The following is a 24,158-nucleotide window of genomic DNA, read 5'->3' as shown; positions in this document are numbered from 1 at the left end:
AAAACTTGCAACCGCAAGCCATGCACGCATGACAATGACGGTTGCAGGACTTCTGTCACGGCGGCAGGAAAGCGGGGCTTTCCCCTTGTCCGTTGCGCCGCCCTTTGAACTTCCCCGTGGCGCATTGCGCCATCCTCTATGCTTCCCCTTTTCCTTCCCGCCTCTCCAGCAAGTATGCCGATATTCCCATGCCGCCATTCCAGACGGCATCAGTGGGTCATTTTCGTTGCAGGGGCAAAGGTAAAGACGGGATTAGGAACACAAATTTTTTAGCCACAATCTCCACACTTCGCAAGCTCAGGTAGTATTCTGTCGAAAAAATTTGCTGAACCTACTCCCTAACCTTTGCATGGCCCCCGAAACGAAAACGACCGATGCGCGGTCGGAAGACGTCACAAGGAAACATCGGACATACGGAGAGGCGAAAAGAAAAAGGACTCGACCCGACCTCCCCATCCGAGTAAGACAAATAAAAACAACTTAAAAATTGGAAGATATGAGAATGACATTGAACGACATCGGAAAGGCTTTGCGGAAAGTATTGTCCGCAGTAGCGAGAGCGGCATGGGGCATTACCCTTTGCGCAGGAGGTTTGGCGGTAGGCATCGCAGGGGAAATCCTATTGGGCGTGTTGAACTTCATGTTCGGCATCCTCACCGCACTACTTTCAATAGTGACAATTATTTGGACATTCATTTGGTTATTAACCCTTTAATTCATAAGGATATGGCAAAAAGAAACAGCAAGACGGCAGCGCAGCAATGCAGGTTTTACGAGGTGGACAACATCTTTGAGTATATGGTGGAAACGTACATCAACGGCAATTTCAGCACATTCCGAGAAATGTACAAGGAGTTGTGCAAGGATGCAAGAAAGGATTTCATAGACTTTCTTTTAAGCGAGGTAGAGCCAGTCTATTGGAGAGAGATTTTGAAAGAAACCATTTGACGACCCTTTAAGACAGAAGATTATGAGAACGGAAACAAGGACATACAATGTTTATAAGGTGGACGAGCTTTCATTCACGGCAAAGGAAAATGCTTACAACCGATGGTTGGCAGGGTATGAATATCCGTGGCAGAGCGAGAACATGGCAACGCTGAAAGCCTTTGAAGGCATATTCAACATACGTGTATATGATTGGAGATATGACGGCTGCACGTGTTACTACCGTTTCACCTCCAATTACAGCGAGGAAGAGGAAGAACTTTGCGGTGTGCGGTTATTGAAATTCATCGTGAACAACTATTGGCACAGCCTTTTCAAGCCCAAGACCTATTGGCACGGAAAGGACTTCAACAAACAACGCAGAAGCCGCATATCCGTAACCGAGGATTGCGTGCTGACAGGCTATTGTGCTGACATGGACATCCTGAAGCCCATATACGACTTTCTGAAAGCACCCGACAAGCATACGAACCTGCATGACCTTATGGACGAGTGCATCGGCAGTTTCTTCCGCTTTTGCAGCAGGGACGTTGAGGATTGCATCGATGAGGAAGCCTTCGAGCATGACTGCGAAGCCAACGGATATGAATTCTTATCAGACGGAACACTTTTCAACTGACAGCCTTATGAACAGGACAACGGAAAAGATACCCACATGGAGTTTGGGGTACATCATCAACGGTGACATGACGGGACTGACGGACGAGGAAATCCGCATGATTGACGAGTGGCAGAGCAAGTGGAACGTGCAGGTTGTCTCACCCCTTACGGACGAAGAAGGCAACACACAGCCCTATTTCTCACGTTATCCCCTTTTCGGACTTCCAGCCGAAGTGGAGGACTGCGACATACTTTACACGAATGACAACATCTAAAATCTGACGATATGAACAAGACAACAGACCATTTCAAGCGTACAATCCAAGCCTATTTGGAACAACGTGCAGCCGAGGACAAGCTGTTTGCAGCAAATTACAACAAGCCTAACAAGAACATAGAGGATTGCGTGACCTATATCCTCAATTGGGTACAGAAAAGCGGTTACAACGGCTTTACGGACGGTGAAATCTATTCCCAAGCCGTCCACTACTATGACGAGGACGACATTGAAGTGGGCAAGCCACTGCAATGCCAAGTAGTCGTGAACCATACGGTAGAACTGACTGACGAGGAAAAGGCGGAAGCACGGCAGCAAGCCATCCGCCAATACCAAGCCGAGGAACTGCGCAAGTTGCAGAACCGAGGCAAGGCTAAGGCGAGCCAAAAGACAAATGTACAACAAGTTGAACTCTCATTATTCTGAACCTATGAAACCGAGAAACAAATTCGAGAAAACGGTACTTGCACAGAGCAAGAAACTCCGCCCCATAACCAAAGCACAGATGAATTGGGCTTTCCGTGAGTGCATTGACCATTACGCCCACCGTTTGCCCAAAGGACGCACCACCTGCATGGACTGCGGTCATAGCTGGATTATGGACAAACAGACAAAATACTACACTTGCCCCGAATGTGGGGCAAGGCTGGAAGTGGTAACAAGTTATGTCCGCAAAGTGCAGCAGAAACAATACTTCACCGTTCTTACCACGTGTGGGGAATACCAAGTGCTGCGTATGTACCTCCTTTTCGTGGAGATGGAGAAAGGCTGCAAGGCTGACCCTTATGTACTTGAAATCGGTCAGTACTGGTGGAACAAGGAAGGACGCATGGCGGTTGTCGGCAAACAGCGGATTTGGGGCAGGTATCTTGACCTTTTCTCTTTTGCCTCTCCTATGGCTATCCGGCAGGACAACATCGCATACGACCACATCGCCCATTCTCCGATATACCCTAAATTCAAGGTGACGGACACGTTACGCAGAAACGGTTTTAAGGGTGACTTTTATGGCATTGTGCCGACCAAACTCATCCCTGCATTGCTTTCGGACAGCCGTGCGGAAACCCTGATGAAGTCGGGCAACATCGAGCATTTGCGCTATTTCCTCTCCAAGCCGCAAGCACTTGACAGATGTTGGCACTCGTACAAGATAGCTATGCGGAACAAATATGCCATAACCGACATTTCATTATGGTGCGACCTTCTATATCTGTTGGAGAAATTGGGAAAAGACTTGCGCAACCCTCATTTCATTTGCCCGACCGACCTCAAGGCGGCTCACGACAGATATATGGAGAAACGGCAAGCCCAATTGGAGCGTGAACGGGAACGGCGGCGCATGATATGGGAAGCCGAGCGGTTGGAGCGTGAGCGGAAGCGTTTGGAGGATATGACGAAAGAGAAAGACGAGTATATCCGAAAGAAAGCCGCTTTCCTCAACCTTATACTGACGGACGGACTTATCATTGTAAAGGTATTGCAAAGCGTGGACGAGTTTTACGAGGAAGGGAAAGCCATGCACCATTGCGTCTATACCAATGCTTATTACAATGATGAAAACTCTCTGATACTGTCCGCACGGATTGACGGAGAGCGCATCGAAACGGTGGAGGTGGACTTACAGACGTTGAAAGTGGTGCAGAGCCGTGGCGTATGCAACTCCAACACCGAATACCACGACCGCATCATCAAGTTGGTGGAGGACAATGCCGAGCAGATACGGCAGCGGATGAAGCAGGTGGCATAATCGTATAACAAACTAATAGTTAATGATATGGAAGTGAAAATAGAAAATATGGTTTTCGGATGGCACGAGGAACTGCCCAAAATGTTCCTTGAACTGTTGAACACGCTTGTGCTGACAAAGAACGAGCAGGATGTAAGGGGTGTAATGGAGGTGTTCGCCCGAAAGGAACTTTTCAATGTCCTTTTCGCCTTTGGGTATGGCGCACACCATTTATGGGTGACGCAGAAGAAGGCATCCGACCCCGACCAATGTTTGGAGAACAGACTACTGATTGTTGAATTTTAATTGATAAGGCTATGACAACGAGAATGACCATTAACGGAGTAAGCACCTGCCAAGCGGCAGGAACGGAGAAATACGAGAGTTTCCAAATGAGTATCGGCAGGAAAAGGCGCACTTTCGTGCAATACGACTACCGCCATACGGACGGAGAGTTGTTCTCCTGCGTGAAGCCCACGCTGGACGAGTGCAGGCGGTTACGTGACGAATGGATTAAAACGAAGGAGGACAGGCTATGACAGCAGGCTATGACACGCTGATTGTGACATACAGCGACCCCATTTGTGTGTTGGACAGAATGTTTGCCGATGCGGACGCATGGGGAACTGACACCCTCAAAGGATGGGTGGAGGACTATGAAAGTACGAGGTTCACGCAAATAAACGAGCATACGGCAGTCATCACTTCCGAATACAACATGCCCTGCGTAAAGGAATGGCTCACACACTGTACGACTATCGCTGATATGAGAGAATTTTGAGTGCGTGGCGGTGGATACCACCGCCCACACTTCCAACACCATTAAAAGAGAAGGCATCATGAAATACTATTTTATACTGACAGACGGCAAGGACGCATGGATGCAGTTCGTTTACCTCCCTTCGGGAGACTATGTGTCCGGCTATATCCGTGACCTGCGGAGCGTGGGAATATCCGTGCATGACTATGACCTTTGGACAAAGGACACACGCCCCATTGCCGAGCGTACCCTTGAACGCATACAGAAGCGTATAATGGCAGGATGACCCTTTGGCGGGTGGCAGGAATTGCCGCCCGCTACTTTCTTTCATGAGCAGGACAGGCGGATAAGAAAGTAGCAAAGAAACCGTTACTTTCCATCTTCGATAATATGGAAAAATCCGATGAAGCCACAAAAGGCACCATCGGATTTTGTTTGTTGTACAGCCAACCATAGCCTCACGGCTCATACAGCAGCAGGAACTCCATTTTGCGCCGCCGCTCTATCGAGCGGACGGGCTTGCCCTTGTACCGGCAGTAGGCGACGTATTCACGATAAATGTCCCTGTTTCCGGCTTCCAGCTTGCGGATGAGTCTGCTTTTCGGGTACCTGCCATGACCGAGCAGTACCCCTTGACCGACATTGTAGCTTAGGACGGTCAGGAGCAAGGCGTCCTTCTTATAGTTGCGGAACAGCCTGTAACGCACCGCCAAGTCCTTGCGGAGCAGGGCTTCGGCTTCTTCCTCCGTCATGTCGTAGGACAGCTTTTCCTTTGGCAACCTTTTATGCCCGTAACCATAGTAAGGGAAATCCGAACGATCATGAAGCCCCTCGTATTTCTTTATCAGCTCGACGGCTATGTCCGCTTTCGGGTGGCTGTTGAACAGAGCCAGCAGCCGTGCTGTTTCCTCCATATTCTGTGCCGGCAGACTGCCACAGAGGGCAGCCGCCAGCAGCAGGAGCAACGCCATGCGCATCATCGGCTGACGTTCAAGGTGTCCGATACTGCCACGTCCTCATCCGTGTCGTTGTTGAACTCGACTTCCCACTCGAAGGCATTGCCGAAATTATCCTCCACCGTGATGGTCAGGCTCTGCGATTCGTCGCACTCCGAAGTGTAGTACAGGCGGAACTTTTCATTCTCCAACAGGTAGCGGTCGTTGGGTCGGAAAACCAGGCCGTTGTCCAGCTTCAACGTGCCTTCCCCGTCGTACTGGAAATAGCGGATGGTATAGACCGCCCCGTCAAACTCGCCCTCACGTACCAGCTCGCAGCGTATCTCCGCCGTCTCGCCCTGCGCCAGTTCCTTCGGCACGGGCATGGTCTCCACCGTAAACGGGTAGGCTTGCGTCACGTCCAATTTGTCGTCGCAGGCGGTGAAGCCAATGGAGAGCATACCCACACAGAGGGCAGCAAAGGTTCTCACTATGTTTCTTCTCACTTTTTGTCTGTTGTTCAATTTATTCATGTTCATAATCATTACATTTTAAGTCTGATGTTCCTGTTATTTTTCTCGTTTTGTTTCAGGCGGCTTTGCAGGTACTCGTTCAGGTCCTTGCATCCGTTGTATATGCCGGAGCAGTCCGACACCCTTTCGCCGTAGCGTGTGCGCAGGGTTTCCAATGTCCGCCACCCGGCTTCGTCGTTGTCAAGATAGCATTGCACCCTTCCGTAGCCGTCCAGATGCCTGTACGCCCTCGCCACATTGGACACCGAATTGAGCACGAGGTGGTCCTCCCTGCCGCCGATGCCCAGCGCACGGGCGGAAAGGTAGTCCATAAAACCCTCATACACGTTGCAGGCATCCGAGCCGACCGACAGCAGGGTCACGTCCTTCGGCGGCACGCAGCCCTTGAAGAACGGGTTGCGTATCTCGTAGCCGCCGCCTTCGTTACCGAAAGCCACGGCGAAATACCGCTTGCCGTGCGTGGTGTAGCGCATCTCCTTGCAGTTCGCAATGGCGACGGCGGACGGTATGCCCCTCTCTTGCAGGTAATGGAGCAGCGCCCAGTTCTGTAAAGGCAGCACCTCTACATCCTCGAAGCTGTGCCCGTTGGAACGGTGCGTATCAACGGCTTTTTGCGGTCCATAGTCCTGTGCCGGCATACCCGCCACTTCCGCCACATACCTCGCTTGCGTGAGGAAGTCGCCCGTCTTGATGAACTCCCCGGCAAGGGCGAAGATGTTGCCGCCCTTGCCTTCGCCGAAGTCAAACCAGAGGTTTTTCTCCGGGTTCACCTTGAAAGAAGGCGTCTTCTCCTCCCGGTAAGGCGACCTGTACCAAATTGCATTGGCACGCCTTTGCACCGGGTGATGCCCCAGCCGTGCAAGGAAGTCCTCTATGGGAAACCGTTTCATCGCTTCTATGTCCATAGGCATCCGTCAGTTAATGATGAATTTCACGCCTATCCCGTACTCCGTATGGCACACGCCCATGCTGCCGCCCCAAAGGAAACGCTCCCTGAGCGAAGCCGTCAGCGCGATGAAGTCCGCGAGGTACACCTCCATGTCCAGCGTGGCGGCGCAGCCATAGACAAAGGCATCCCCGTTGTTCAGCCTTGCCCCGTCGTACAGCGTCTTTTCGCCCCAGTTCACCGTTTCGTACCCGGCAAGGGCTGACGCGCCCGCATAGAGGAACACCACCTTTTTCGCGTCCGACAGGAAGTTGTAGTAGAAACCGCCCTCCGCCGTGAACTGCGCCGCAGGGATGGTCGTACTCCTATAATCATGGTTGGTTTGCAGATATTCCACCCCGTACACCCACTTGTTCCCGCCTTTCGCGTAGCTTGACAGCGTGGCTCCCAGCACATAGCCGTCCGCCCCGTTCAGCCCGGCTTTCAGTTCGATGCCCCGCATCTTCGGCAGGCACCGCTGGGCTTCCGCCCGTCCCATGAAAAGGACGGACAGAAGCGTTACAAGGAAAAGGACTCTCGCTTTCATCGCACACGCAGCTCGTTGATGGTTTCAGCCTGTACCAAGTCCTCGTTCTCCACGGTAAACGTCTGGTGGCGTCCGCCGTCCTTCTCGTTCATCTCCACCACGAGCTGTTTGCCGTCGGGGATGGTGAACTTCGGAAGGCAGAACACCGTGCGTTCGGACTGTTTCCCGGCTACACGGACGGCGTAGTTGTAGGCGCGGAGCGGGAACAGCACCTGTTCCTGCATGGCGGTACGCTTCGCCACCTTCTTGTCCACAATCTTGAACGTGATGTAGTCCACGTCAAACGGCACATTGCTTTGGTTCTTTATCTCCGTGTAGAAATACAGCAGGTCATTGTGGACATAAATCCCTTTCAGCAGGTACTGGATGCCGAAACGCTTGCAGCCGATGTGCTTCACCTTGCGCTTGTCCTCCTTGTGCAGCGACTTCATGATGAGGTGTACCAGCATCGGGCTTTCGCTGCCCAGTTCCTTCAGGTAGATTTCCTGCGCGTTGTTCGGTCGGTTCACCGTGCTGCCGTCGTGGATAAAGTCCTTCATTTCCACGTTCAGGATAAGCGGCTCATCGGCGTATTTCACATTAAATGTGTAAAATGACCCGTCCTCCGTGATGACGCTCATGTTCGTCTCGTTGCGGAAATTCTTGACCGTCGCCTTCACACGGATGACGTTCTCCGCACCGTCCGCCTTGCCCGCTATCAGGTTGGGCGAACCCAAGTCCACGTAGCGCACCGCCGCCGGAAACAGGATGTGGACGGTCTTGTCATACGTGACTTCCAGACCGTGCGGCGGTATCATGCGGTCGAACATCAGCTTCTTCGTCAGACCGTGGTACAGGTCGCCGTCCTCTTCCGTCTGCGGATAGACGTCCTTCACCAGTTCCAGACCGTCCTCCTTGGCGGTGCTGTCGTTCGTCACTCCCTGCGCGTAGCTCGCACAGGCGATGCCCATCAGCAGGGCAAACATTGTCATTACTTTCTTGATACTCATTTTACGTTGGATTTAGTGGTAAATAAAAATTAGTTTGTTGATTATTTTTCTTTTTTCGCCTTTATGTTTTTGGACTGTTCATTCCTTTTTTTGGTAGAGCAATACCCTGTACCCTGACTTCAGATGTACCTTGACCGTGCGCATCCTTTTCGAGATGTACTGCGAGATGCCCTGTATCGCCCCTCGCCCCAAGTCGGAGGCGAGCTGCGCCCCCGCGTCGGTCGATATGTTGATGCTGCTGCCGAGCGAGCTGCCCATGTTCGCCCCGATTTCCTTTGCCGCGTCTATCTCCATCGAGCCGGGGATGAAGATGCCCGCCTGTCCGTCGCTGTCGTACACCTCCAATTCCACCGGGATGATGTTTCCCCCGTGTTCCAGCGAGATGATGCCGATGCCGAGCCTTTCGCCCTGCAACCGTGCCGCGCCCACAAGGAGCGTGTTCCGGGGGATGACGCGCCCCGACACGCGCATCGGCTCCAGCAGCCGGAGCTTCACCGTCTGCCCGTCCGTGAGGGTCTGGTCGCCCTGCACGCAGGCGGCGATGGTGTTCTTTTCCGGCGCTTCCGCCGTGCCGATGGCGGTGTGGAAGCCGTAGTTCCGTTCACCCGCGTAGTCCGCGATGAAAGCCGAGTCCGTCATGGGCTGCGGCAAGGCGGATACCACTGCCGGACGCACCCCGCTTACCGGTTCAGCCTTCATGCTCCTTTCGTCAGACTTGGCGGATGTTTCCGTCCCTTCGGGCTGTGCGGTCTGCCCGGCATTGCCCTTCCCGTTCTGGTATCTTGCCGCCAGTTCGTAGGACTTTTCCAAGAGCGCGACCTGTTCCTCCATTGAGGACGGCTTGCCCTCCTGCGCCATCAGCATGGCTTCCAGTTCGTCGATGCGTTCCCGAAGCTCCTCCTTTTCCCGGTCCTCCTTCGGCGGCTCGTAGAACGTGCCCAGCGAAGTGTTTAGCCGCTCGTAGGCGGCAGCGGAGGTGCGTATGCCCGCCTGTTGCTTATCGGCACGCTCATTTTCGGACGGTTCCGTCTGTGTCAGGCGGTAGTCGTCCGATGCAGCCGCCGTGTCCGGCTTTTCCGCGCCGTCGTGCCAGAACGAGGACAGGTCGCCCACCATGCCCCGGCGTTCTTTCTGCCGGTTCTCCAACTGCAACTGCTCGTAGGCTTTCGCCTTGTCACCGATGATTTTCGAATCTTCGGGCAGGGGCATGTCCGTGTTGAATCCCTGACCCTGCTTTGCCTTCTCCTTGTCCTCGGAGGACGGTGCGAAGATGAGCCACATGCAGCCCAGGAACAGCAGTCCCATCAGCGGATAGACCAGCATCTTCTTGCGTTGCTGCCGCTGCTGTTCGGTCAGCGGCTTCTTCTCTTTCTGTTCATTCTTCTTCTGTTCCTTTTCCATATACATTATTATATAGGTTCATATTCTCCTGCACAGGCAGGTCCAATTTCTCGATGTGCCGTATCTCCATTGCCCCGTTCCCCTTGCCGAAACCGGCGATGGCGGTGACGGTCATGTACAGGCAAAGGACGGCGAAGAGGGCAAATGCCGTGAGGACTATCCCCAGACGCGCCTTCGGCGGCAGGGCTTCCAGTTTCCTGCGTACCCCGCCTTTCAAGCCTTCAATCAGAGTTTTCATCTTTCCCATACGCGCATCATCTTTCTATGGTCCGGATGTCCTTGTTCTCCAGCACCGTGAAGCCCTCGATGGTAAATCCGTTCGGATTATCGTCCGAGCGGCTCGCGTTGAGCAGGCGGCAGGCGGTCACAAGCGTGCGTTCCGTCACGTTGCTCTCGCGGATAATCATCTGCCTTGCGTATGTCCTCGCCTCGTAGGGGTAGCGGTCAAAGTTGCACACCACGCTGTCCACTTGAAGCACTTGGTTGATGTTGCCAGCGATGATGCGGTTGTAGAAGCCTTTTTCGGCGAAGTCGGCGTAGTAGTTATACGCGCTCTTGTCCGCCAGGAGCAGGGCACGCTTCACGTTGTGCTCTATCGCGCTTTTCTCCGGCGAGAGCGTGAAAAACAGCTCATGGAAACGGCGCACGTGTTCCCTCGCTTCCGCCGGACGGTTCTGCGACAGGTCCTGCGAGAGCGCGAGCATCAGGCTCTTGCCCCGTCGAGGACGTATATCTTCTGCCGCTGTGCCTCGGCGAAGCGGAAGGCGCACACAACCGAGCAGACCACCACGAGGGCGCAGGCTGCCGTATAGACGATGCCGAACAGACGTATCTGCCGGAAACTCGTCTCGATGTTCTTTAGTGATTTGAATTCCATTTTTCTTTTCGTCTTTCTTTTTCTGTTTGTAAAATCATGTTTCGGTATCCTTTTTCCGAAGTGGCACTTCGGGGAGGTCAGAGTGGCACATAGGCAACCCCAATGTGCCACTTCGACTGTTCCGGCTGTTACCTCTTGAACACCTTTCCTGCCGTTCCCTTGATGAGCTTCCCGGCACGCCCCGCCACGTTTCCTGCGGCTGCACCTGCCACGCTGCCGCCCAAAGCCCCGGCGGTTCCGATGTTCTTGTTGTAGCTGCCGATGCCGCCACCGGCTTGGATAATCCAGCCCGCCACCGTCGGTATGGTGAAATAGCCCACGATGCCGATGATAAGGAACACGATGTACACCCCGTCGCTTGCATCCAGCGAAAAGTTTGGGTCGGTCTGCATACGCTCGATGTCCTGCTGGAGCATCAGAATCTGGATTTTCGCCAGTATGGTACTGAACAGGTCGGACACCGGAAGCCAGAGGTAAATCTGTATGTAGCGGCTGAACCACGCCGAGAGCGTCGAGTGGAAGCCGTCCCACACGGAGAAGGCGAAGGCTATCGGTCCCAAGATGCTGAGCACTACGAGGAAGAACGTCCGTAGCGTGTCGATGATGAGTGCGGCTGCGGCGAACATCAGTTCAAGCAGTTCGCGGAACCAGTCACGCACGCTTTTCTTGATGTTGTACGCCGCCCGGTCCATGTACATCCCCGTCATCGTCACGAGATCCGAGGGCGACCAGCCCAGCTCGTCCAGCTGCCGGTCAAACTCCTCATCCGAGGCGAGGTAGGCGGTTTCCGGGTTGCGCATCAGCGCCTCGTACTCCAGTTTGTCCTTCTGCTCCCGGTACTCGTTCATGTCGAAGGTCTGCTCTTCGAGAATCCCGTGTACGCCCTGCACGATGGGACTCAGCACGCTGTTCATCGTGCCCAATACGATGGTCGGGAAGAACAGGATGCACAGACCTAATGCAAAAGGTCTCAGCAGCGGGTACACGTCTATCGCTTCGGCTCGTGCAAGCGACTGCCATACGCGCATCGCCACGTAGAACAGTGCGCCCAGCCCGGCAAGCCCTTTCGCCACGCCCGTCATGTCCGCGCAAAGCGGCATCATCTCGTCGTAGAGCGAAAGGAGTATCTGGTGAAGGTTGTCGAACTCTCCCATAGGCTACCAGTACCTTTCGTTAGCCGTTCCGTACAGCGACATCACCCGGTCCATGTCGTTCTTCTTTCTTGCCCGCAGGTAGCTCACCGAGATGGTCTTGCCCGTGTAGTAGCGCACGAGGTTGCGGTAGTTCATCAGGCTGCGGTAGGCGTTGTCGATGATTGCCAGCCGTTCCGCGTCCGAGAGCGACATCCCTGTGACGTTCACCACGTTCTTCAGGTCTTGCAGCACGTCCGAGCTTTCGTCTATCAGCATGGCGTAGCCCGACGAGATGGCGGCAAGCTCCTCCGGCGTGTAGTTCTCGTCCGAGAGCATACGCTGGTAGTTGTCCACGTATATCTCCGAGATTTCCATCACCAGCCCTATGCTTTTCGATACTTTCACGCCGCCCTTCACCACGTCATGCACGGATTTCAGCGCGTCGTAATACTTCTTTCCCTGCTGGAAAATCTTTTGCGTTTCCAGAAAGCCGTTCAGGGTGTTCGCCTTCGTGCCCGCCGTCTCCACCATCTCCTTGGCGGAGTTGATGATGCTCTGGGCGAGGTTGCCGGGGTCGGACACCACCCACTGGGCGTTTGCCGTGCCCGCACCCGTGAGGCACAGGCAGACCGCTATCAGCGGCATTTTCAGTTTCTGTTTCATTCTCATTCACGTTGGATTTAGTGGTACATTAGTTTTTTATTGTCCTTCCTTCTTTTCGCCGTCCGAAGCGTCCTCCATATTTACCCGGATGTAGTCGCCGTTCGGCGAGAAGGTCAGCACGTCCGTTTCCTCGTTGTACGCCACGTCGATGCGGAAGCCCGTGTTCATGTAGAGGTTGCCGTTCTCCTCCCGCTGGAGCAGGTAGGTTTCCGGCTTCAGCCTGCGGCGCACGCCCGACCGCCGGAACAGCGTCACCTTGTAGTGTTCACCCTCCTTGTACACCAGTATGTCGGGTCCCGCCTCCGCACTCTGCCAGTTGCCGCAAATCTTCTCGCGGACGTCTTCGTTTTCCTTCATTACCGTTTCGCAGGCTTGCAGCATCAGCGATGCCAAGCCAATCAGACCGCCGCAAAGCAGCAGCCGTTGTGTCTTTGTCAGTTCAATGTTCATTTTCTTCAATCTTGTTTTTTAGTTGGTAAAAATGTGTCCTTCCCTCATACGCCGTTGGAGGCAGGCTCATACGCCGTGTGGGGTAGGACGTTGTGTTGTTACTGTTTTTCTTCTTTCCGCCTTTCCGCTATCTGCCGTATGGCGGCTTCCATGTCGCCGCCCAACTTCTCCGCCAGTTCGCGGACTTCCATCTTCTCCGTTTCCTCCGTCGTGTAGGCAAGATACTCGTGCATGGACACCTCCGTGGCGTACACCGCCGACTGCGTGCCGCCCAAGCCTATCCACACCTCCTTGTACCGCCTTGACGGGTCGTTGGACTGGTTGATGGAGAGTATCTGCGACTTCTCCTTTTCCGTCAACCCCAAGAGGGACTGTATCTGGTCAAAGCGGTTCATAAATTTTCTTTGGTCGAGCAGTATCTTGCAGTCCGAGTTGTTGATGATGCTTTCCTTCACGATAGGCGACGAGATGATGTCGTCCACCTCCTGCGTCACCACAATCGCCTCGCCGAAGTATTTTCTGACTGTCTTGTACATATACCTCAGGTAATCAGCCATGTTCGCCGAAGAAAGGGCCTTCCAAGCCTCCTCCACGATGAGCTGTTTCCGGACGCCTTTCAGCCGCCGCATTTTGTTGATAAAGGCCTCCATGATGATAATCGTGACCACCGGAAAAAGCTCGGCATTATCCTTCACGGAATCAATTTCGAAGACCACGAACCGCTTGTGCAGTAGGTCGATGTTCTCCGTGGAGTTGAGCAGGAAGTCGTACCGTCCGCCCCGGTAATACTGCCGGAGCGTGGTCAGGAAGTTGTCGATGTTGAAGTCCGTCTTCGCCACCTTGATGTAGCGTTCCTCCATCTCCTTGCGGTACACGTCCCGCATGTACTCGTAGAACGAGTTGAACGACGGCACGATGCTCCTGTCCTGCTGGATTTTCAGGATGTAGGCGTTCACCGCGCTGCCCAGTTCCGCCGACTCCGTTTTCGTGGCGGGTTCGTTCTCGCTTTTCCACAGGGTAAGCAGCAGCGTCTTGATGCTGTCCTTCTTCTCCACGTCGAACACCCCGTCGTCCGTGTAGAACGGGTTGAACGAGATGGGCTTTTCCTCCGTGTAGGTGAAGTAGATGCCGTCCTTTCCTTTGGTCTTGCGGTGTATCATCTCGCACAGCCCTTGGTAGGAATTGCCCGTATCGACAAGCACCACATGGGAGCCTTGCTCAAAGTATTGGCGGACAAGGTGGTTCATGAAGAATGACTTGCCGCTTCCCGAAGGGCCCAATACGAACTTGTTTCGGTTCGTCGTCACGCCCCGCTTCATCGGCAGGTCGGAGATGTCGATGTGCAGCGGCTTGCCGCTTATCCTGTCCGCCATGCGGATGCCGAAGGCGGAGGGCGAGTCCTTGTAGTTGGTCTCGCCGGCGAAGAGGCACACCGCCTGCCCGATGAACGTGTGGAACGCTTCTTCCGCCGGGAAGTCGGCTGCGTTGCCGGGGATGCCCGCCCAGAACAGCGTCGGGCAGTCCGTCGTGTTGTGGCGCGGCACGCAGCCCATTGAAGCCAACTGGCTGCCTACATCGTTCTTGATGCGTTTCAGCTCCTCCGCGTCGTCGCTCCACGCCATCACGTTGAAGTGGGCGCGGACGGACTTCAGTCCCTGCGAGTGCGCTTCGTTCAGGTATTCCTCGATCCACTCGCGGTTGATGGTGTTCTGGCGGCTGTACCGCGAGAGCGACTGCATGTTCCTCGCCGTTTTCTCGAAGCGGCGCAGTTCCTCGTCGCTGTTGCCGATGAAAACGTACTGGTTGTAGATATGGTTGCAGGGAAGCAGCAGACCCACGGGAGCGGCGAACGACAGGCGGCAGTCCGAGCGGTCGGTGGAGAGCCGTTCGTAACGGCAGTCCGTCGCCACCGCAGCGGGCAGGTCTTCTGTGTCCGACAGGGTGTGCAGGCACAGCCGGTTGTCGCCGATGCGCATCTCCCCCGCCGTCATTTCCATGTCCTCCAGACAGTCCACATTGCCCGGCGAGAGCGCGAAGTACCTGCCTATGACTCCAGTTTCCTTCTCCGTGCCGATGATTTCGTCATCGGAGAGCCGGCGCAGCCTGACATGCCCCGAATCGTTCATTATACGCGCGAACTGTTCCACCGCCTCGATGAACTTCACCGCCGTTTCCTTGTCCTGCATCTCCTTCGGCACGATGTGCCCCCGGCACAGGGTGTTCCAGTTGCTCTGCTGCCTCATGCGCTCCTTCGTCGTCTTGGTCAGGAACAGGTAGCACTTGTGATGGAGGAAAGGTCTTTCGTTGAAGTGCATCTCGTAGCTGCGGGCGAGGAAGCCCATGCCTTCCCTGCCTGTGTCGGGGCGGTACCGCTCCTTCACGTACCAGTCCTGCTTGTGCAGCACCGAGTAGTCGGGCAGCACCTTTATCGCCTTGCACCACGTGGCATGGATGGCCTCGTACTCCTCCGCCGTGACGGTATAGACCTCCGGCAGTTCCACCTCGAAGGCGGCGGTAATGTCCGCGTCCTTCGAGACGATGCAGCCGTGCTCCACCGAGAGCAACGGGAAGCGGCTTTCCAGCGTGGTGGCTTTCATTACATTTCTCATACGTTTCTTCCTTTCTTTTTTCGTCTTAACAGATTGGACACCCGTCTGCGGTGGAGCACATGGCGGGGGCGCATCCGTGCCGCGCCCAGCTTCATCAGCCCGTGTTCGCCGTACTTGGCGTTCAGGCGGAACGTGAGCCAGACGGTGGCGGAAGCCGACACCACACCGAAGCCGATGCAGAGCCACTGTCCCGCGCCTGCCATGTACAGGATGACAAAGAGGATGAAGGCGGCAAGCAGTCCGCCTGCGAAGATGAACAGATATTGCGCCTTCAGTCCCTTGAACTCCACCGGACGGCCTATGCCCTTGTTGATAGGGTATTCAGCCATTGTCCTTATACCTTATTATATATGTATAGGTATGCCCGTTTATTAAAGGAAGAACGAACGGAGAATCGTCGCGCTCACAATCAGGAAGATGCACGCCCCGAACCAGCTTGCTGCGGTCTTCGAGGTGTCGGGGTCGCCGGCGCTGAACTTGCCATATACCTTGATGCCCCCGATAAGCCCGACGACAGCGCCGATGGCGTAGATGAGTTTCGTCGCCGGGTCAAAGTATGAAGTGACCATGCTGGTGGCTTCGGTGATGCCCGCCATACCGTTGCCTTGTGCGGACGCTGAGATGTTTGCAGCCAGCAGAAGGGCTGCGAGAATGATTTGTTTTTTCTTCAATGTCTTTGTCATAATCGTTTCTTTTTTGTGCCTCCGGGTTGGATAGTCCCTTTGGCGGTTGATACTTGTTTTACTTCTTGCGGCTTTGGATGAAGCCGGCTTGTGGATTTAGTGGTTCGGTGGCAAGCCGGGGTTTAGCCGTAGTCGATTTTCTTTTTTCGCATCATTGTTTCGTTTTACTTGTTATACAAAATCACGGATATTGAAATCCTCAATATTGTCCGGCACGTTTGGGACTGTAGTCCGTACCGCCGTCGGGGTCGGTTCCTTCCGTATGGTGGCGGAAACGCTGTCCATATAGAAGTCCATCAGTTCGTTCAGTTTCCTGCGGGTCGCTTCCGAACTCTTTTCTATCATCGCGAACAGCTCGTTACCCTTCATGTCGCAGAACACCATCCCGGCGTGGCGGCGTTCCTCCATTGTGGCTGCCGGTTTCTTTACCGTCCGCATGGCAAGGTCGATGTCCTCGAAGGTGAAGCCGCTTGCCTCATGGGGTTCGCCATCGTAATCCTCATTCCCGTCATATTCTGCCATGTCCGACACGCGGCTGTCGCTGAATGTTTCATCAAGTTCGTCATCGGGCACTTGGCGTGACGGCTTGTTTTCCGGTGCTTGTCCTCCGTCGGTATCCGTTTCATCGGCAAAGGTAACGTCCTTTTCTTCCACCGCCTCGGCTTCCACGGAAGTGGCAGCTTCCGGCACTGTGGTGTCCTTTTCTGTCCCAATCCAGTCCGATATTTTGAACTTGCTCCTGCCCACGACATCGGGCGGCGGTTCCTGCCGTTTCCGGTCTGTGTTTTCTTGACTGCCGGCCTTCTGCCGTTCCTGCTGCTCCCATGTCAGATAGAAAAGTATCCACAGGTTGCACATCATCATCAGGACAATCAGGAACGTCACCATCGGCTTATCGTTATCTGTTCGACCATCCCGTGGCTCTTCTTCCCATGCAGGGTTTCCAGTTCAGCCCTGTGCTGTTCAAGGTGTTCGGTGACAATGCTGTCTATGTAACCGGATATGGTTGTCCCTTGCCCTCCCGCCATGCCTACGATCCGCTTGACGGCTTCATGGTTCTCGCGGCTGATGTACACCGCCTTCTGTGCGGTTCCTTCCGGCCTGCGCCCGTTGAGGTACTTGCCCGCATAGGCTTCTTCCTTTCCCTTGCGTCTGAAAATGTTGATGTTCAGTTTCATGATTATTTTCTTTTGAGTTAGAAAATCGGTTTGCTTAATTCATACAGTTTGGTCATCTCATCCTTGTGGCTTGCGAAATGCTCTGCCAGTACATTGTCTATGTAACCGGATAACGTAATCTTGTTCTTCCCGATAATATGGACAATATGTTGTATCCGCTCGTGGTGTTCGTCACGGATATAAGCTGTCTTACATGTGCGGGCGGTAAAGTCCGCACTCTTCAGGTATGTATAGATGTAGTTTTTTACTTTTTCCACCTCACTCGCATCTTGCGCGATACCTGTTCCTGAATTTTTTTTCTTGTCTATTTTTCTTTCCATTGTCATTTTTGCTTTTAATGTTAATAAACGTCTTCATAATTCTTTTTGTAGAGCCTGCGTATCACTTCCTCTTTCTCGCGGAAATGTTGTTCCAACACACGGTCCACATAGACTGACAGCGAAATCCCGTTTTTCCCGATGACCTGTACGATGCGCTGTATCCGCTCATGGTAATTCTTACGGATATAGGCAGTCTTGCCTGAACATATGGGAGTTTTCGGCGCATGTAGGAAGAGTTCCATATATTCCTCTTCCTGTATGGTTTCTTCCTTTTTCGCCTTTATTGACGGTTTCTCCGTTGGTCTTGTCACCTTGTCTGGGGCATTTTCATCCGTTCCAGCATTTTCAGGGGCGGCGGACGTGGGCATTTCTGGACGGAACGAGTCCAGAAACTTGCCGGGATCAATATCGACATCAAGTTTTTTAGCCATGCGTCGGGCGCTTTACGATACCGAGTATTTCTTCCGCAAGGTCATCGATGCCGCTACCTTTCGCCAGTGCTTTGTCTGGTGGCAGCAGCGTGGAACGGAAAAACGGGCGGTCGCCTTCTTCCGAACCTTCCTTGCGGAAACGCTTGCTGTCCGGCAGGCTTGTCTTCAGCGTTTCCAACCCCATCCCGGCAATCACTTTGTCATAGATGTCGTACAGGTCGGTTTTCTCGCGTTTGTCCACCATATTCCACAACAGTCGGATACCTTTGATGTTCGACTTGCCAGTGGTGATCAGCGTGTCATTGATAATGCTTGCATACTTCAGCGAACTTTCCATGATGAATCGGTTGGCGGCTATAGGACAGAAAATGTAATCCATGGTCGCCACCGTCTTGATTAATCCGAGGTTGTTCACCGTACCCGTCAGGTCGAAAAAGATGAAATCGGGCGGTGTCGCCGACTCAATGAAGGGCTTGACCGTTTCTATCGCATTGTCGGGTCGGCTGCCCACAATCGGGTAGGCACGTTTGCCGATGCGCTTGAACTGGTCATATGCCAGCTTGCGCAGGTACGGGTTGCGCTCGATGTTCTTCAGGTCACGCTCGCGCATGTCCTTAATGCTGAACTGGGGAAAGTCGCAGTCCACGACTACCACGTCGTACCCTTTCACGTAATACAGGTAACTCGCCATCAGTACGGTGAGTGTCGTTTTGCCGGCTCCTCCCTTCTGGGTGGAGAAGGCGATGAACAAAGGTTCTTTTTTCATTCTTCTTTTTTTAATTGTTAGACATCGGTTTATTGCAGGTCGGCATATATGCCATTTCGCAGACTTGTTCATTTGCACATTTGCGGCTTTGCTTGTATGCTCATGAGGTTACTCGCTTGCTTGCAATCTAATGTGCCTGCTTGCGTTTCCGCCTGTACGCTTGCGTGCCGGCAGGCAGGCACACAGGCAGGAGGGCAGACAGGTGCAAGGATTTGCACATTTGCGGATATGCCTGTACGGAAATAGGCAGGCTTGCCGACCTTTCTGCCTGCAAAGTAAAGGGCATTTTTCCATATCCGTATCGTTTTGGAGTTTGGTGGCAGCTTCTGGCAGCAAGTGGTAGGGAGTGGCTTCGTTCTTGTCACGTTTTCAAGGGCTTAAACGCCCTACCTTTGTACCCAAGCGGCAGGGCAATGCTCCCGGCGCGTACCGCAGCCCCCGGCTCCGTCCTTCTTTTGGGCAGCCGGAGGGTATCGGGCGACCGATACCTTTATGGGATTGTTATAACAGGTATATCCCCAATCCGTCTGCTACGGATTTTTGTGTCCTCTAAGACACAGCAAGGTATGTTTCGAGTTACCCGAAACCTTGCGGGTTACTCCCGCAAGCCTTGCCCCTGAAAGGGGAAGGGGGCTTCCTCTCCGAAGTCGGGAAGCCTGTTTCCTACCTGCGGCACGTGTGCCGGAAGCTGCGCTTATGCCGTGAAACCACTAAATCCATAGTAATAATGAACAGAGAACGTAAGAAAGGGGGAAGACACCCCAAGTTGGAAAAGAAAACGCACCATGTGATGCTGCGTTTCAACGACGAGGAATGGCTCAGGTTCCTCGCCATGTACGAACAGACGGAGGTGAAGGCAAAGGCGGTGTTCGCCAAGGCACGCATCTTCGGCGGGGAGTTCCGTGTGTTCCGGGAGGACAGGACGCTGGTGGAATACTACGCCAAGCTGTCCTCCTTCCATGCGCAGTACCGCATGATAGGCAACAACTACAACCAGGCCGTCAAGGAGCTGCGCTGCCATTTCTCCGAGAAAAAGGCGATGGCATTGCTCTACCGGCTGGAGCGATGCACGAAGGAACTGGCGGCATTGATCCGCCAAATCGTGGAACTGACAAAGGAGTTCGAGGAACGATGGTCGCAAAAATCAGTTTAGGGAAATCGTTGTTCGGGGCATTGGCGTACAACGGGGAGAAGATTAACAAGGAACAGGGCAAACTGCTCGGCACGAACAAAATCTTCGACGGCTGTTCCGGCAGGATGGACATCAGCCGCGCCATGCAGGACTTTTCGCGCTACCTCTCGCCCCACGTGAGGACGGAGAAGCCCGTCATGCACGTATCGCTCAATCCGCATCCCGACGACCGCCTGACGGACATGGAACTGGAGGGCATTGCGCGTGAGTACATGGAACGGATGGGGTTCGGCGAACAGCCGTACATCATCTATAAACACGAGGACATCGACCGCCACCACCTGCACATCGTGACCATCCGCGTGGATGATAACGGCAGGTGCATCAGCGACCGCTACAACTTCCGCAGGAGCCGGGAGATTACCCGTGAACTGGAACGCAAGTACGGCCTGCACCCCGCCGACCGCAGGCAGCACCGCCATGACAACCCCTTGCGGAAAGTGGACGTTTCGCAGGGCGACGTGAAGCGTCAGGTGGCGAACACCGCCAAGGCGGTCATGGCGACCTACAAGTTCCGGACGATGGGCGAATACCGCGCCCTGCTCTCCCTCTACAACGTCACGGTGGAGGAAGCCCGTGGCAACGTGGACGGGCGCGAGTATCACGGGCTGGTCTATGCTGCCACCGACGATGCCGGGAACAAGGTTGGCAATCCTTTCAAGGCATCCCGTATCGGGAAGTCCGTCGGCTATGAAGCTGTGCTGCGCAGGTTTGAATTTTCCAAAGGGCAGATCCGCGACAAGCGTCTGGCGGACAGGACACGCAAGACCGTCGCCGCTGCGCTCGCCCAGACCTACCGTAAGGAGGAGTTCATCGACCTGCTTCGCGCAAAGGGTGTGGATGTGGTGTTCCGCCACACGGACGAGGGGCGCATCTACGGGGCGACCTTCATCGACCACCGCACGGGCTGCGTGCTGAACGGCTCGCGCTTGGGCAGGGAGTTTTCTGCCAACGCCTTGCAGGAGCATTTCACCCTGCCGTATGCCGGCACTCCGCCGATACCGTTCACCATTACGGAGGACACGCCACAGGCAGACATCCGTTCCTATGAGGAACACGACGAGGGGCACTCCACCGGCTTGGGGCTGCTCGGTGGCGATGCGTCGGGCGCACAGGCCCAGGAAGCCGCCTTCGAGCGTGACCTTAAACGCAGGAAGAAGAAACGCCGCAAGGGTTTGGGGCTGTAATTTATCCCTTCGCAGGGCATAGGGGATGAGGTCGGACTTCATCCTACATCAAGTCCGGCCTCATGTACCATGAAGTCCGGGGTGATGTATGCTCACCTCCGTACCGTGCCTTGCGGAGATATTGTTCAACTTAAAAACAGAAACAGATTTATGTCACAACAGGAAGACGATTTGAGGGCATTGGCGAAAATCATGGATTTTCTGCGTGCCGTAAGCATTTTACTGGTGGTCATCCACCTTTATTGGTATTGTTACGAAGCCGTAAGGCTGTGGGGCATCGACATCGGCGTGGTGGACAGGGTACTGTTGAACTTCGACCGCACCGCAGGATTGTTCCGCTCCATCCTTTATACGAAACTTTTTGCGTTGGTGCTGCTGGCACTCTCGTGTCTGGGCACGAAGGGGGTCAAGGAGGAAAAAATCACGTGGGCAAGGATTTGGACGGTGCTTGCAGCAGGGCTGGTGCTGTTTTTTCTGAACTGGTGGATATTGTCCCTGCCGTTGCCCGTAGAGGCAAACGCGGCATTGTACACCGCCACCGTTGCGGCGGGCTATGTCTGCCTGCTGATGTCCGGCACATGGATGAGCCGCCTTCTGCGCACCAACCTTATGGAAGACGTGTTCAACGTGGAGAACGAGAGTTTCCAGCAGGAAACGCGGCTCATCGAGAACGAGTATTCAGTGAACCTGCCCACACGCTTCTATTACAGGAAGAAGTGGAACAACGGATATATCAACGTAGTAAACCCGTTCCGTGCGTCCATCGTACTGGGCACGCCGGGCAGCGGAAAGTCGTATGCCGTGGTAAACAGTTTTATCAAACAACAGATTGAGAAAGGTTATTCAATGTATATCTATGATTTCAAATTCAGCGACTTATCGACTATTGCCTACAACCACCTGATGAACCACCCGGAGGGGTACAAGGTCAAGCCGAAGTTCTACGTGATAAACTTCGACGACCCGCGCCGCTCGCACCGCTGCAATCCCATTCACCCCGATTTCATGGAGGACATCACCGATGCCTACGAGAGTGCCTACACGATAATGCTCAATTTGAACAAAACTTGGGTGCAAAAACAGGGCGACTTCTTTGTGGAGTCTCCGATTATCCTGTTTGCCGCCGTGATATGGTTTTTGCGCATCTACAAGGATGGCAAGTATTGCACCTTTCCCCATGCCATCGAACTCTTGAACCGCCGTTACGAGGACGTGTTTCCTATTCTCACCAGCTATCCCGAACTGGAGAACTACCTTTCCCCGTTCATGGACGCATGGCAGGGCGGTGCGATGGAACAGCTTGCCGGACAGATAGCGTCGGCGAAGATACCGCTATCCCGCATGATTTCCCCGCAGCTCTATTGGGTCATGTCCGACAGCGAGTTTACCCTTGACATCAACAATCCCGACGAGCCGAAGATACTCTGTGTCGGCAACAATCCCGACCGACAGAACATCTACGGTGCGGCATTGGGCTTGTACAATTCGCGCATCGTGAAGCTCATCAACAAGAAGGGCAAGCTGAAGTCGGCAGTGATTATTGACGAGCTGCCCACCATTTACTTCAAGGGGCTGGACAACCTTATCGCCACCGCCCGAAGCAACAAGGTGGCTGTCTGCCTCGGTTTTCAGGACTTCTCGCAGCTCAAGCGCGACTACGGCGACAAGGAAGCCGCCGTAGTGATGAACACGGTGGGCAACATCTTCTCTGGTCAGGTGGTGGGCGAGACCGCCAAGACCCTTTCGGAGCGTTTCGGCAAAATCTTGCAGAAACGTCAGAGCATCACCATCAACCGCGAGGACAAGTCCACCTCTATCAACACGCAGATGGAGAGCCTTATCCCGGCAAGCAAGATTTCCACGCTCACGCAGGGTATGTTCGTCGGTGCGGTGGCGGACAACTTCAATGAGCGCATCGAGCAGAAGATTTTTCATTGCGAGATAGTGGTGGATGCCGAAAAGGTGAAGCGCGAGGAACAGGCTTACAAGCCCATCCCCGTCATCACGGACTTTACCGATGCCGACGGCAACGACCGCATGAAGGAGATGATTCAGGAGAACTACAACCGCATCCGTGCCGAGGTGCGGCAGATTGTCGCCGACGAGTTGCAGCGCATCCAGTCCGACCCCGAACTACAACATCTGTTGCAGAACAAGTAATACACCACAGGCGAAAAGAGGAAAAGGTAAAATATTATTCAACCTTTTCCTCATTTTCTTTAAGAGGTATGTGGACAGGCGTCGATGGATATTCTCCTTTTCTCAACATTTCTACTAATGAGTTACGAGAAATTCCAAATGAGTCTGAAATATAATGTAAGTGTGGCTGACTCCCTTGTAGCCCCGCCTCTTGTCCTTTAAGTCCTTTAAATGTTTGCAAGAAACAATGCCAATGTTCATCATTGTCTAATATTCTTGCAATCAATACGTCGGCTTGTTCTACAACTTGTTTCATCTGCCCTTCAGTTAAAGTTGTTTTTCCATAATATTCCACTGTACCATCTTCTTTAACATGAATAAATTTAGGAAGTTCATCTTTATTTACAGATGACGGGGCTCCTTGATAGTGATAATGGCTAAAACTATATCCTTTATTTTCAGCTTGTGCAAAAAGTGCCCCTAATTGGTCATATGTAAGATTTGCTCCCTTTAGTAATTTAATTTGCTCCTTCTTTTTCATAGGTTTTTCCAAAATTTCAGTAAAGCACGTAGGAATTTCTTTGTGAGCAAATGAATCAAAATTTTGATTAGCAAACTCCTTGGCTTTTTGCATAATATAATTAGAATCATATGATGTTACAAAGCCTAAATAATGACGAACCATTTCTGATAAAACATTATATATGGATTTTGTATGAAAAGAAACCATACATTCACGAAAACTAACATTTTCTACCTCGTCCATAGAATTTGCTATTAACGATTTATCTTCTTCTTCTTGTTGGTAAATTTCCGTTGCCATAGCTATATATCATTTTAATATAAATATCATCATAAATGAAAAATGCCCCCAAAAAGTTAGTTATCT

The 24,158-nt window shown here is 53.4% G+C and carries 34 protein-coding genes and 1 pseudogene; 14 read left to right on the top strand and 21 right to left on the bottom strand.

What is annotated here, in order from left to right:
• Positions 1-28 precede the first annotated feature (28 nt).
• The 11 genes from B5F25_RS22395 (at position 29) to B5F25_RS04865 (ending at position 4,597) form a co-directional block, all read left to right on the top strand.
• Complete coding sequence (locus B5F25_RS22395) at positions 29-244, top strand: hypothetical protein (RefSeq protein ID WP_239414067.1); 216 nt, start codon at positions 29-31, stop codon at positions 242-244.
• Positions 245-496: 252 nt separating this feature from the next.
• Positions 497-715, top strand: a complete 219-nt coding sequence (locus tag B5F25_RS04910; protein ID WP_021963139.1) for a hypothetical protein — start codon at positions 497-499, stop codon at positions 713-715.
• Positions 716-726: 11 nt separating this feature from the next.
• Positions 727-948: a hypothetical protein gene (locus B5F25_RS04905; protein ID WP_087247996.1), complete on the top strand. Its 222-nt coding sequence runs from the start codon at positions 727-729 to the stop codon at positions 946-948.
• Between the two features lie 22 nt (positions 949-970).
• Positions 971-1,567 (top strand): hypothetical protein, encoded by a 597-nt coding sequence (locus B5F25_RS04900; RefSeq protein ID WP_087247994.1) that lies wholly within the window; start codon positions 971-973, stop codon positions 1,565-1,567.
• A gap of 7 nt (positions 1,568-1,574) precedes the next feature.
• Entirely contained in the window at positions 1,575-1,823 is a 249-nt protein-coding gene (locus tag B5F25_RS04895; protein ID WP_087247992.1) for a hypothetical protein, read from the top strand.
• Positions 1,824-1,834: 11 nt separating this feature from the next.
• Entirely contained in the window at positions 1,835-2,251 is a 417-nt protein-coding gene (locus B5F25_RS04890) for a PcfK-like family protein (RefSeq protein ID WP_087247990.1), read from the top strand.
• 4 nt (positions 2,252-2,255) lie between these two features.
• The gene (locus B5F25_RS04885) at positions 2,256-3,572 is read left to right on the top strand and encodes a PcfJ domain-containing protein (RefSeq protein ID WP_087248070.1); all 1,317 of its coding nucleotides are present in this window, start codon (positions 2,256-2,258) and stop codon (positions 3,570-3,572) included.
• A 27-nt stretch (positions 3,573-3,599) separates the two neighbouring features.
• Complete coding sequence (locus tag B5F25_RS04880) at positions 3,600-3,857, top strand: hypothetical protein (RefSeq protein WP_087247988.1); 258 nt, start codon at positions 3,600-3,602, stop codon at positions 3,855-3,857.
• An 11-nt stretch (positions 3,858-3,868) separates the two neighbouring features.
• Complete coding sequence (locus B5F25_RS04875) at positions 3,869-4,090, top strand: DUF3873 domain-containing protein (RefSeq protein WP_087247986.1); 222 nt, start codon at positions 3,869-3,871, stop codon at positions 4,088-4,090.
• Positions 4,087-4,332, top strand: coding sequence for a hypothetical protein (locus B5F25_RS04870; RefSeq protein ID WP_087247984.1), 246 nt, complete (start codon positions 4,087-4,089; stop codon positions 4,330-4,332). Before B5F25_RS04875 ends, B5F25_RS04870 begins: the two co-directional genes overlap by 4 nt.
• 58 nt (positions 4,333-4,390) lie before the next feature.
• The gene (locus tag B5F25_RS04865) at positions 4,391-4,597 is read left to right on the top strand and encodes a hypothetical protein (protein ID WP_072543936.1); all 207 of its coding nucleotides are present in this window, start codon (positions 4,391-4,393) and stop codon (positions 4,595-4,597) included.
• A 172-nt stretch (positions 4,598-4,769) separates the two neighbouring features.
• Here the strand turns inward: B5F25_RS04865 and B5F25_RS04860 are convergent, their stop codons facing one another.
• The 20 genes and pseudogenes from B5F25_RS04860 to B5F25_RS21540 all read right to left on the bottom strand — a co-directional run bounded on the left by B5F25_RS04860 (position 4,770) and on the right by B5F25_RS21540 (position 19,037).
• Positions 4,770-5,291 carry a lysozyme gene (locus tag B5F25_RS04860; protein ID WP_087247982.1) on the bottom strand — a complete coding sequence of 174 codons (522 nt, stop codon included), beginning with the start codon at positions 5,289-5,291 and terminating at the stop codon, positions 4,770-4,772.
• Positions 5,288-5,785 (bottom strand): DUF3872 domain-containing protein, encoded by a 498-nt coding sequence (locus B5F25_RS04855; protein ID WP_087248068.1) that lies wholly within the window; start codon positions 5,783-5,785, stop codon positions 5,288-5,290. Before B5F25_RS04855 ends, B5F25_RS04860 begins: the two co-directional genes overlap by 4 nt.
• A gap of 5 nt (positions 5,786-5,790) precedes the next feature.
• The gene (locus tag B5F25_RS04850; protein WP_087340897.1) at positions 5,791-6,690 is read right to left on the bottom strand and encodes a toprim domain-containing protein; all 900 of its coding nucleotides are present in this window, start codon (positions 6,688-6,690) and stop codon (positions 5,791-5,793) included.
• A gap of 3 nt (positions 6,691-6,693) precedes the next feature.
• Entirely contained in the window at positions 6,694-7,251 is a 558-nt protein-coding gene (locus B5F25_RS04845; RefSeq protein WP_087247980.1) for a conjugal transfer protein TraO, read from the bottom strand.
• Entirely contained in the window at positions 7,248-8,234 is a 987-nt protein-coding gene (gene traN, locus B5F25_RS04840; RefSeq protein WP_087248064.1) for a conjugative transposon protein TraN, read from the bottom strand. The genes B5F25_RS04845 and traN overlap by 4 nt, the downstream gene beginning before the upstream one ends.
• 84 nt (positions 8,235-8,318) lie before the next feature.
• Positions 8,319-9,647, bottom strand: a complete 1,329-nt coding sequence (gene traM / locus B5F25_RS04835) for a conjugative transposon protein TraM (RefSeq protein ID WP_204245634.1) — start codon at positions 9,645-9,647, stop codon at positions 8,319-8,321.
• Entirely contained in the window at positions 9,616-9,879 is a 264-nt protein-coding gene (locus B5F25_RS04830) for a TraL conjugative transposon family protein (RefSeq protein ID WP_087248062.1), read from the bottom strand. Before B5F25_RS04830 ends, traM begins: the two co-directional genes overlap by 32 nt.
• Before the next feature lie 16 nt (positions 9,880-9,895).
• Positions 9,896-10,518: pseudogene (gene traK / locus B5F25_RS04825) on the bottom strand (conjugative transposon protein TraK).
• Positions 10,519-10,646: 128 nt separating this feature from the next.
• Positions 10,647-11,672 (bottom strand): conjugative transposon protein TraJ, encoded by a 1,026-nt coding sequence (gene traJ / locus B5F25_RS04820; protein WP_072542206.1) that lies wholly within the window; start codon positions 11,670-11,672, stop codon positions 10,647-10,649.
• Positions 11,673-11,675: 3 nt separating this feature from the next.
• Positions 11,676-12,314, bottom strand: a complete 639-nt coding sequence (locus B5F25_RS04815; protein WP_087247976.1) for a DUF4141 domain-containing protein — start codon at positions 12,312-12,314, stop codon at positions 11,676-11,678.
• Between the two features lie 36 nt (positions 12,315-12,350).
• Positions 12,351-12,764, bottom strand: coding sequence for a DUF3876 domain-containing protein (locus B5F25_RS04810; RefSeq protein WP_087247974.1), 414 nt, complete (start codon positions 12,762-12,764; stop codon positions 12,351-12,353).
• A gap of 98 nt (positions 12,765-12,862) precedes the next feature.
• On the bottom strand, positions 12,863-15,373 hold the full coding sequence (locus B5F25_RS04805) for a TraG family conjugative transposon ATPase (RefSeq protein ID WP_087247972.1): 2,511 nt from the start codon (positions 15,371-15,373) through the stop codon (positions 12,863-12,865).
• On the bottom strand, positions 15,370-15,702 hold the full coding sequence (locus B5F25_RS04800; protein ID WP_071148924.1) for a DUF4133 domain-containing protein: 333 nt from the start codon (positions 15,700-15,702) through the stop codon (positions 15,370-15,372). The genes B5F25_RS04805 and B5F25_RS04800 overlap by 4 nt, the downstream gene beginning before the upstream one ends.
• 42 nt (positions 15,703-15,744) lie before the next feature.
• Positions 15,745-16,056 (bottom strand): DUF4134 domain-containing protein, encoded by a 312-nt coding sequence (locus B5F25_RS04795; RefSeq protein WP_072541323.1) that lies wholly within the window; start codon positions 16,054-16,056, stop codon positions 15,745-15,747.
• Between the two features lie 171 nt (positions 16,057-16,227).
• Positions 16,228-16,944: a conjugal transfer protein TraD gene (locus B5F25_RS04790; RefSeq protein WP_072541324.1), complete on the bottom strand. Its 717-nt coding sequence runs from the start codon at positions 16,942-16,944 to the stop codon at positions 16,228-16,230.
• Positions 16,938-17,234: a DUF3408 domain-containing protein gene (locus B5F25_RS04785; protein ID WP_072541325.1), complete on the bottom strand. Its 297-nt coding sequence runs from the start codon at positions 17,232-17,234 to the stop codon at positions 16,938-16,940. Before B5F25_RS04785 ends, B5F25_RS04790 begins: the two co-directional genes overlap by 7 nt.
• Positions 17,235-17,251: 17 nt before the next feature.
• Positions 17,252-17,554 carry a DUF3408 domain-containing protein gene (locus tag B5F25_RS04780; protein WP_072541326.1) on the bottom strand — a complete coding sequence of 101 codons (303 nt, stop codon included), beginning with the start codon at positions 17,552-17,554 and terminating at the stop codon, positions 17,252-17,254.
• A gap of 20 nt (positions 17,555-17,574) precedes the next feature.
• A complete protein-coding gene (locus B5F25_RS04775; protein WP_072541327.1) occupies positions 17,575-17,985 on the bottom strand; it encodes a DUF3408 domain-containing protein in 411 nt (136 codons plus the stop codon).
• Positions 17,978-18,751 carry a ParA family protein gene (locus tag B5F25_RS04770; RefSeq protein ID WP_087247970.1) on the bottom strand — a complete coding sequence of 258 codons (774 nt, stop codon included), beginning with the start codon at positions 18,749-18,751 and terminating at the stop codon, positions 17,978-17,980. Before B5F25_RS04770 ends, B5F25_RS04775 begins: the two co-directional genes overlap by 8 nt.
• A gap of 127 nt (positions 18,752-18,878) precedes the next feature.
• A complete protein-coding gene (locus B5F25_RS21540; protein WP_158099872.1) occupies positions 18,879-19,037 on the bottom strand; it encodes a hypothetical protein in 159 nt (52 codons plus the stop codon).
• Between the two features lie 441 nt (positions 19,038-19,478).
• Between B5F25_RS21540 and mobA the strand changes: the two genes are divergently transcribed.
• From mobA to mobC, 3 genes are all read left to right on the top strand, one after another.
• The gene (mobA, locus tag B5F25_RS04765; protein WP_087247968.1) at positions 19,479-19,904 is read left to right on the top strand and encodes a conjugal transfer protein MobA; all 426 of its coding nucleotides are present in this window, start codon (positions 19,479-19,481) and stop codon (positions 19,902-19,904) included.
• On the top strand, positions 19,883-21,130 hold the full coding sequence (gene mobB, locus B5F25_RS04760) for a conjugal transfer protein MobB (RefSeq protein ID WP_087247966.1): 1,248 nt from the start codon (positions 19,883-19,885) through the stop codon (positions 21,128-21,130). The genes mobA and mobB overlap by 22 nt, the downstream gene beginning before the upstream one ends.
• A gap of 150 nt (positions 21,131-21,280) precedes the next feature.
• A complete protein-coding gene (gene mobC, locus B5F25_RS04755; RefSeq protein ID WP_087247964.1) occupies positions 21,281-23,290 on the top strand; it encodes a conjugal transfer protein MobC in 2,010 nt (669 codons plus the stop codon).
• 34 nt (positions 23,291-23,324) lie between these two features.
• Here mobC and B5F25_RS04750 read toward each other — a convergent pair whose 3' ends face one another.
• Entirely contained in the window at positions 23,325-24,092 is a 768-nt protein-coding gene (locus B5F25_RS04750; protein WP_087247963.1) for a hypothetical protein, read from the bottom strand.
• Between the last annotated feature and the right edge of the window lie 66 nt (positions 24,093-24,158).

Origin of the sequence: Bacteroides sp. An19 (assembly GCF_002160215.1) — a bacterium.
Taxonomy (GTDB): Bacteria; Bacteroidota; Bacteroidia; order Bacteroidales; family Bacteroidaceae; genus Phocaeicola; species Phocaeicola intestinalis.
This window is presented reverse-complemented; position numbering and strand designations above follow the sequence as displayed.

Bases quoted from the DNA above. Each gene is read 5' to 3' on its own strand.
- B5F25_RS04785 (WP_072541325.1), bottom strand. From the start codon at position 17,234: ATGAAACTGAACATCAACATTTTCAGACGCAAGGGAAAGGAAGAAGCC.
- B5F25_RS04875 (WP_087247986.1), top strand. From the start codon at position 3,869: ATGACAACGAGAATGACCATTAACGGAGTAAGCACCTGCCAAGCGGCA.
- B5F25_RS04800 (WP_071148924.1), bottom strand. From the start codon at position 15,702: ATGGCTGAATACCCTATCAACAAGGGCATAGGCCGTCCGGTGGAGTTC.
- B5F25_RS04810 (WP_087247974.1), bottom strand. From the start codon at position 12,764: ATGAACATTGAACTGACAAAGACACAACGGCTGCTGCTTTGCGGCGGT.
- B5F25_RS04905 (WP_087247996.1), top strand. From the start codon at position 727: ATGGCAAAAAGAAACAGCAAGACGGCAGCGCAGCAATGCAGGTTTTAC.
- B5F25_RS04780 (WP_072541326.1), bottom strand. From the start codon at position 17,554: ATGGAAAGAAAAATAGACAAGAAAAAAAATTCAGGAACAGGTATCGCG.
- B5F25_RS04860 (WP_087247982.1), bottom strand. From the start codon at position 5,291: ATGATGCGCATGGCGTTGCTCCTGCTGCTGGCGGCTGCCCTCTGTGGC.
- traM (WP_204245634.1), bottom strand. From the start codon at position 9,647: ATGTATATGGAAAAGGAACAGAAGAAGAATGAACAGAAAGAGAAGAAG.
- B5F25_RS04815 (WP_087247976.1), bottom strand. From the start codon at position 12,314: ATGAAACAGAAACTGAAAATGCCGCTGATAGCGGTCTGCCTGTGCCTC.
- B5F25_RS21540 (WP_158099872.1), bottom strand. From the start codon at position 19,037: ATGCCCTTTACTTTGCAGGCAGAAAGGTCGGCAAGCCTGCCTATTTCC.
- mobA (WP_087247968.1), top strand. From the start codon at position 19,479: ATGAACAGAGAACGTAAGAAAGGGGGAAGACACCCCAAGTTGGAAAAG.
- B5F25_RS04845 (WP_087247980.1), bottom strand. From the start codon at position 7,251: ATGAAAGCGAGAGTCCTTTTCCTTGTAACGCTTCTGTCCGTCCTTTTC.
- B5F25_RS04890 (WP_087247990.1), top strand. From the start codon at position 1,835: ATGAACAAGACAACAGACCATTTCAAGCGTACAATCCAAGCCTATTTG.
- B5F25_RS04790 (WP_072541324.1), bottom strand. From the start codon at position 16,944: ATGGTGACGTTCCTGATTGTCCTGATGATGATGTGCAACCTGTGGATA.
- B5F25_RS22395 (WP_239414067.1), top strand. From the start codon at position 29: ATGACAATGACGGTTGCAGGACTTCTGTCACGGCGGCAGGAAAGCGGG.
- B5F25_RS04830 (WP_087248062.1), bottom strand. From the start codon at position 9,879: ATGAAAACTCTGATTGAAGGCTTGAAAGGCGGGGTACGCAGGAAACTG.
- traJ (WP_072542206.1), bottom strand. From the start codon at position 11,672: ATGGGAGAGTTCGACAACCTTCACCAGATACTCCTTTCGCTCTACGAC.
- B5F25_RS04880 (WP_087247988.1), top strand. From the start codon at position 3,600: ATGGAAGTGAAAATAGAAAATATGGTTTTCGGATGGCACGAGGAACTG.
- B5F25_RS04885 (WP_087248070.1), top strand. From the start codon at position 2,256: ATGAAACCGAGAAACAAATTCGAGAAAACGGTACTTGCACAGAGCAAG.
- B5F25_RS04795 (WP_072541323.1), bottom strand. From the start codon at position 16,056: ATGACAAAGACATTGAAGAAAAAACAAATCATTCTCGCAGCCCTTCTG.
- B5F25_RS04865 (WP_072543936.1), top strand. From the start codon at position 4,391: ATGAAATACTATTTTATACTGACAGACGGCAAGGACGCATGGATGCAG.
- B5F25_RS04870 (WP_087247984.1), top strand. From the start codon at position 4,087: ATGACAGCAGGCTATGACACGCTGATTGTGACATACAGCGACCCCATT.
- B5F25_RS04750 (WP_087247963.1), bottom strand. From the start codon at position 24,092: ATGGCAACGGAAATTTACCAACAAGAAGAAGAAGATAAATCGTTAATA.
- mobB (WP_087247966.1), top strand. From the start codon at position 19,883: ATGGTCGCAAAAATCAGTTTAGGGAAATCGTTGTTCGGGGCATTGGCG.
- B5F25_RS04895 (WP_087247992.1), top strand. From the start codon at position 1,575: ATGAACAGGACAACGGAAAAGATACCCACATGGAGTTTGGGGTACATC.
- B5F25_RS04850 (WP_087340897.1), bottom strand. From the start codon at position 6,690: ATGCCTATGGACATAGAAGCGATGAAACGGTTTCCCATAGAGGACTTC.
- B5F25_RS04805 (WP_087247972.1), bottom strand. From the start codon at position 15,373: ATGAGAAATGTAATGAAAGCCACCACGCTGGAAAGCCGCTTCCCGTTG.
- B5F25_RS04775 (WP_072541327.1), bottom strand. From the start codon at position 17,985: ATGGCTAAAAAACTTGATGTCGATATTGATCCCGGCAAGTTTCTGGAC.
- B5F25_RS04900 (WP_087247994.1), top strand. From the start codon at position 971: ATGAGAACGGAAACAAGGACATACAATGTTTATAAGGTGGACGAGCTT.
- B5F25_RS04910 (WP_021963139.1), top strand. From the start codon at position 497: ATGAGAATGACATTGAACGACATCGGAAAGGCTTTGCGGAAAGTATTG.
- mobC (WP_087247964.1), top strand. From the start codon at position 21,281: ATGTCACAACAGGAAGACGATTTGAGGGCATTGGCGAAAATCATGGAT.
- B5F25_RS04770 (WP_087247970.1), bottom strand. From the start codon at position 18,751: ATGAAAAAAGAACCTTTGTTCATCGCCTTCTCCACCCAGAAGGGAGGA.
- B5F25_RS04855 (WP_087248068.1), bottom strand. From the start codon at position 5,785: ATGAACATGAATAAATTGAACAACAGACAAAAAGTGAGAAGAAACATA.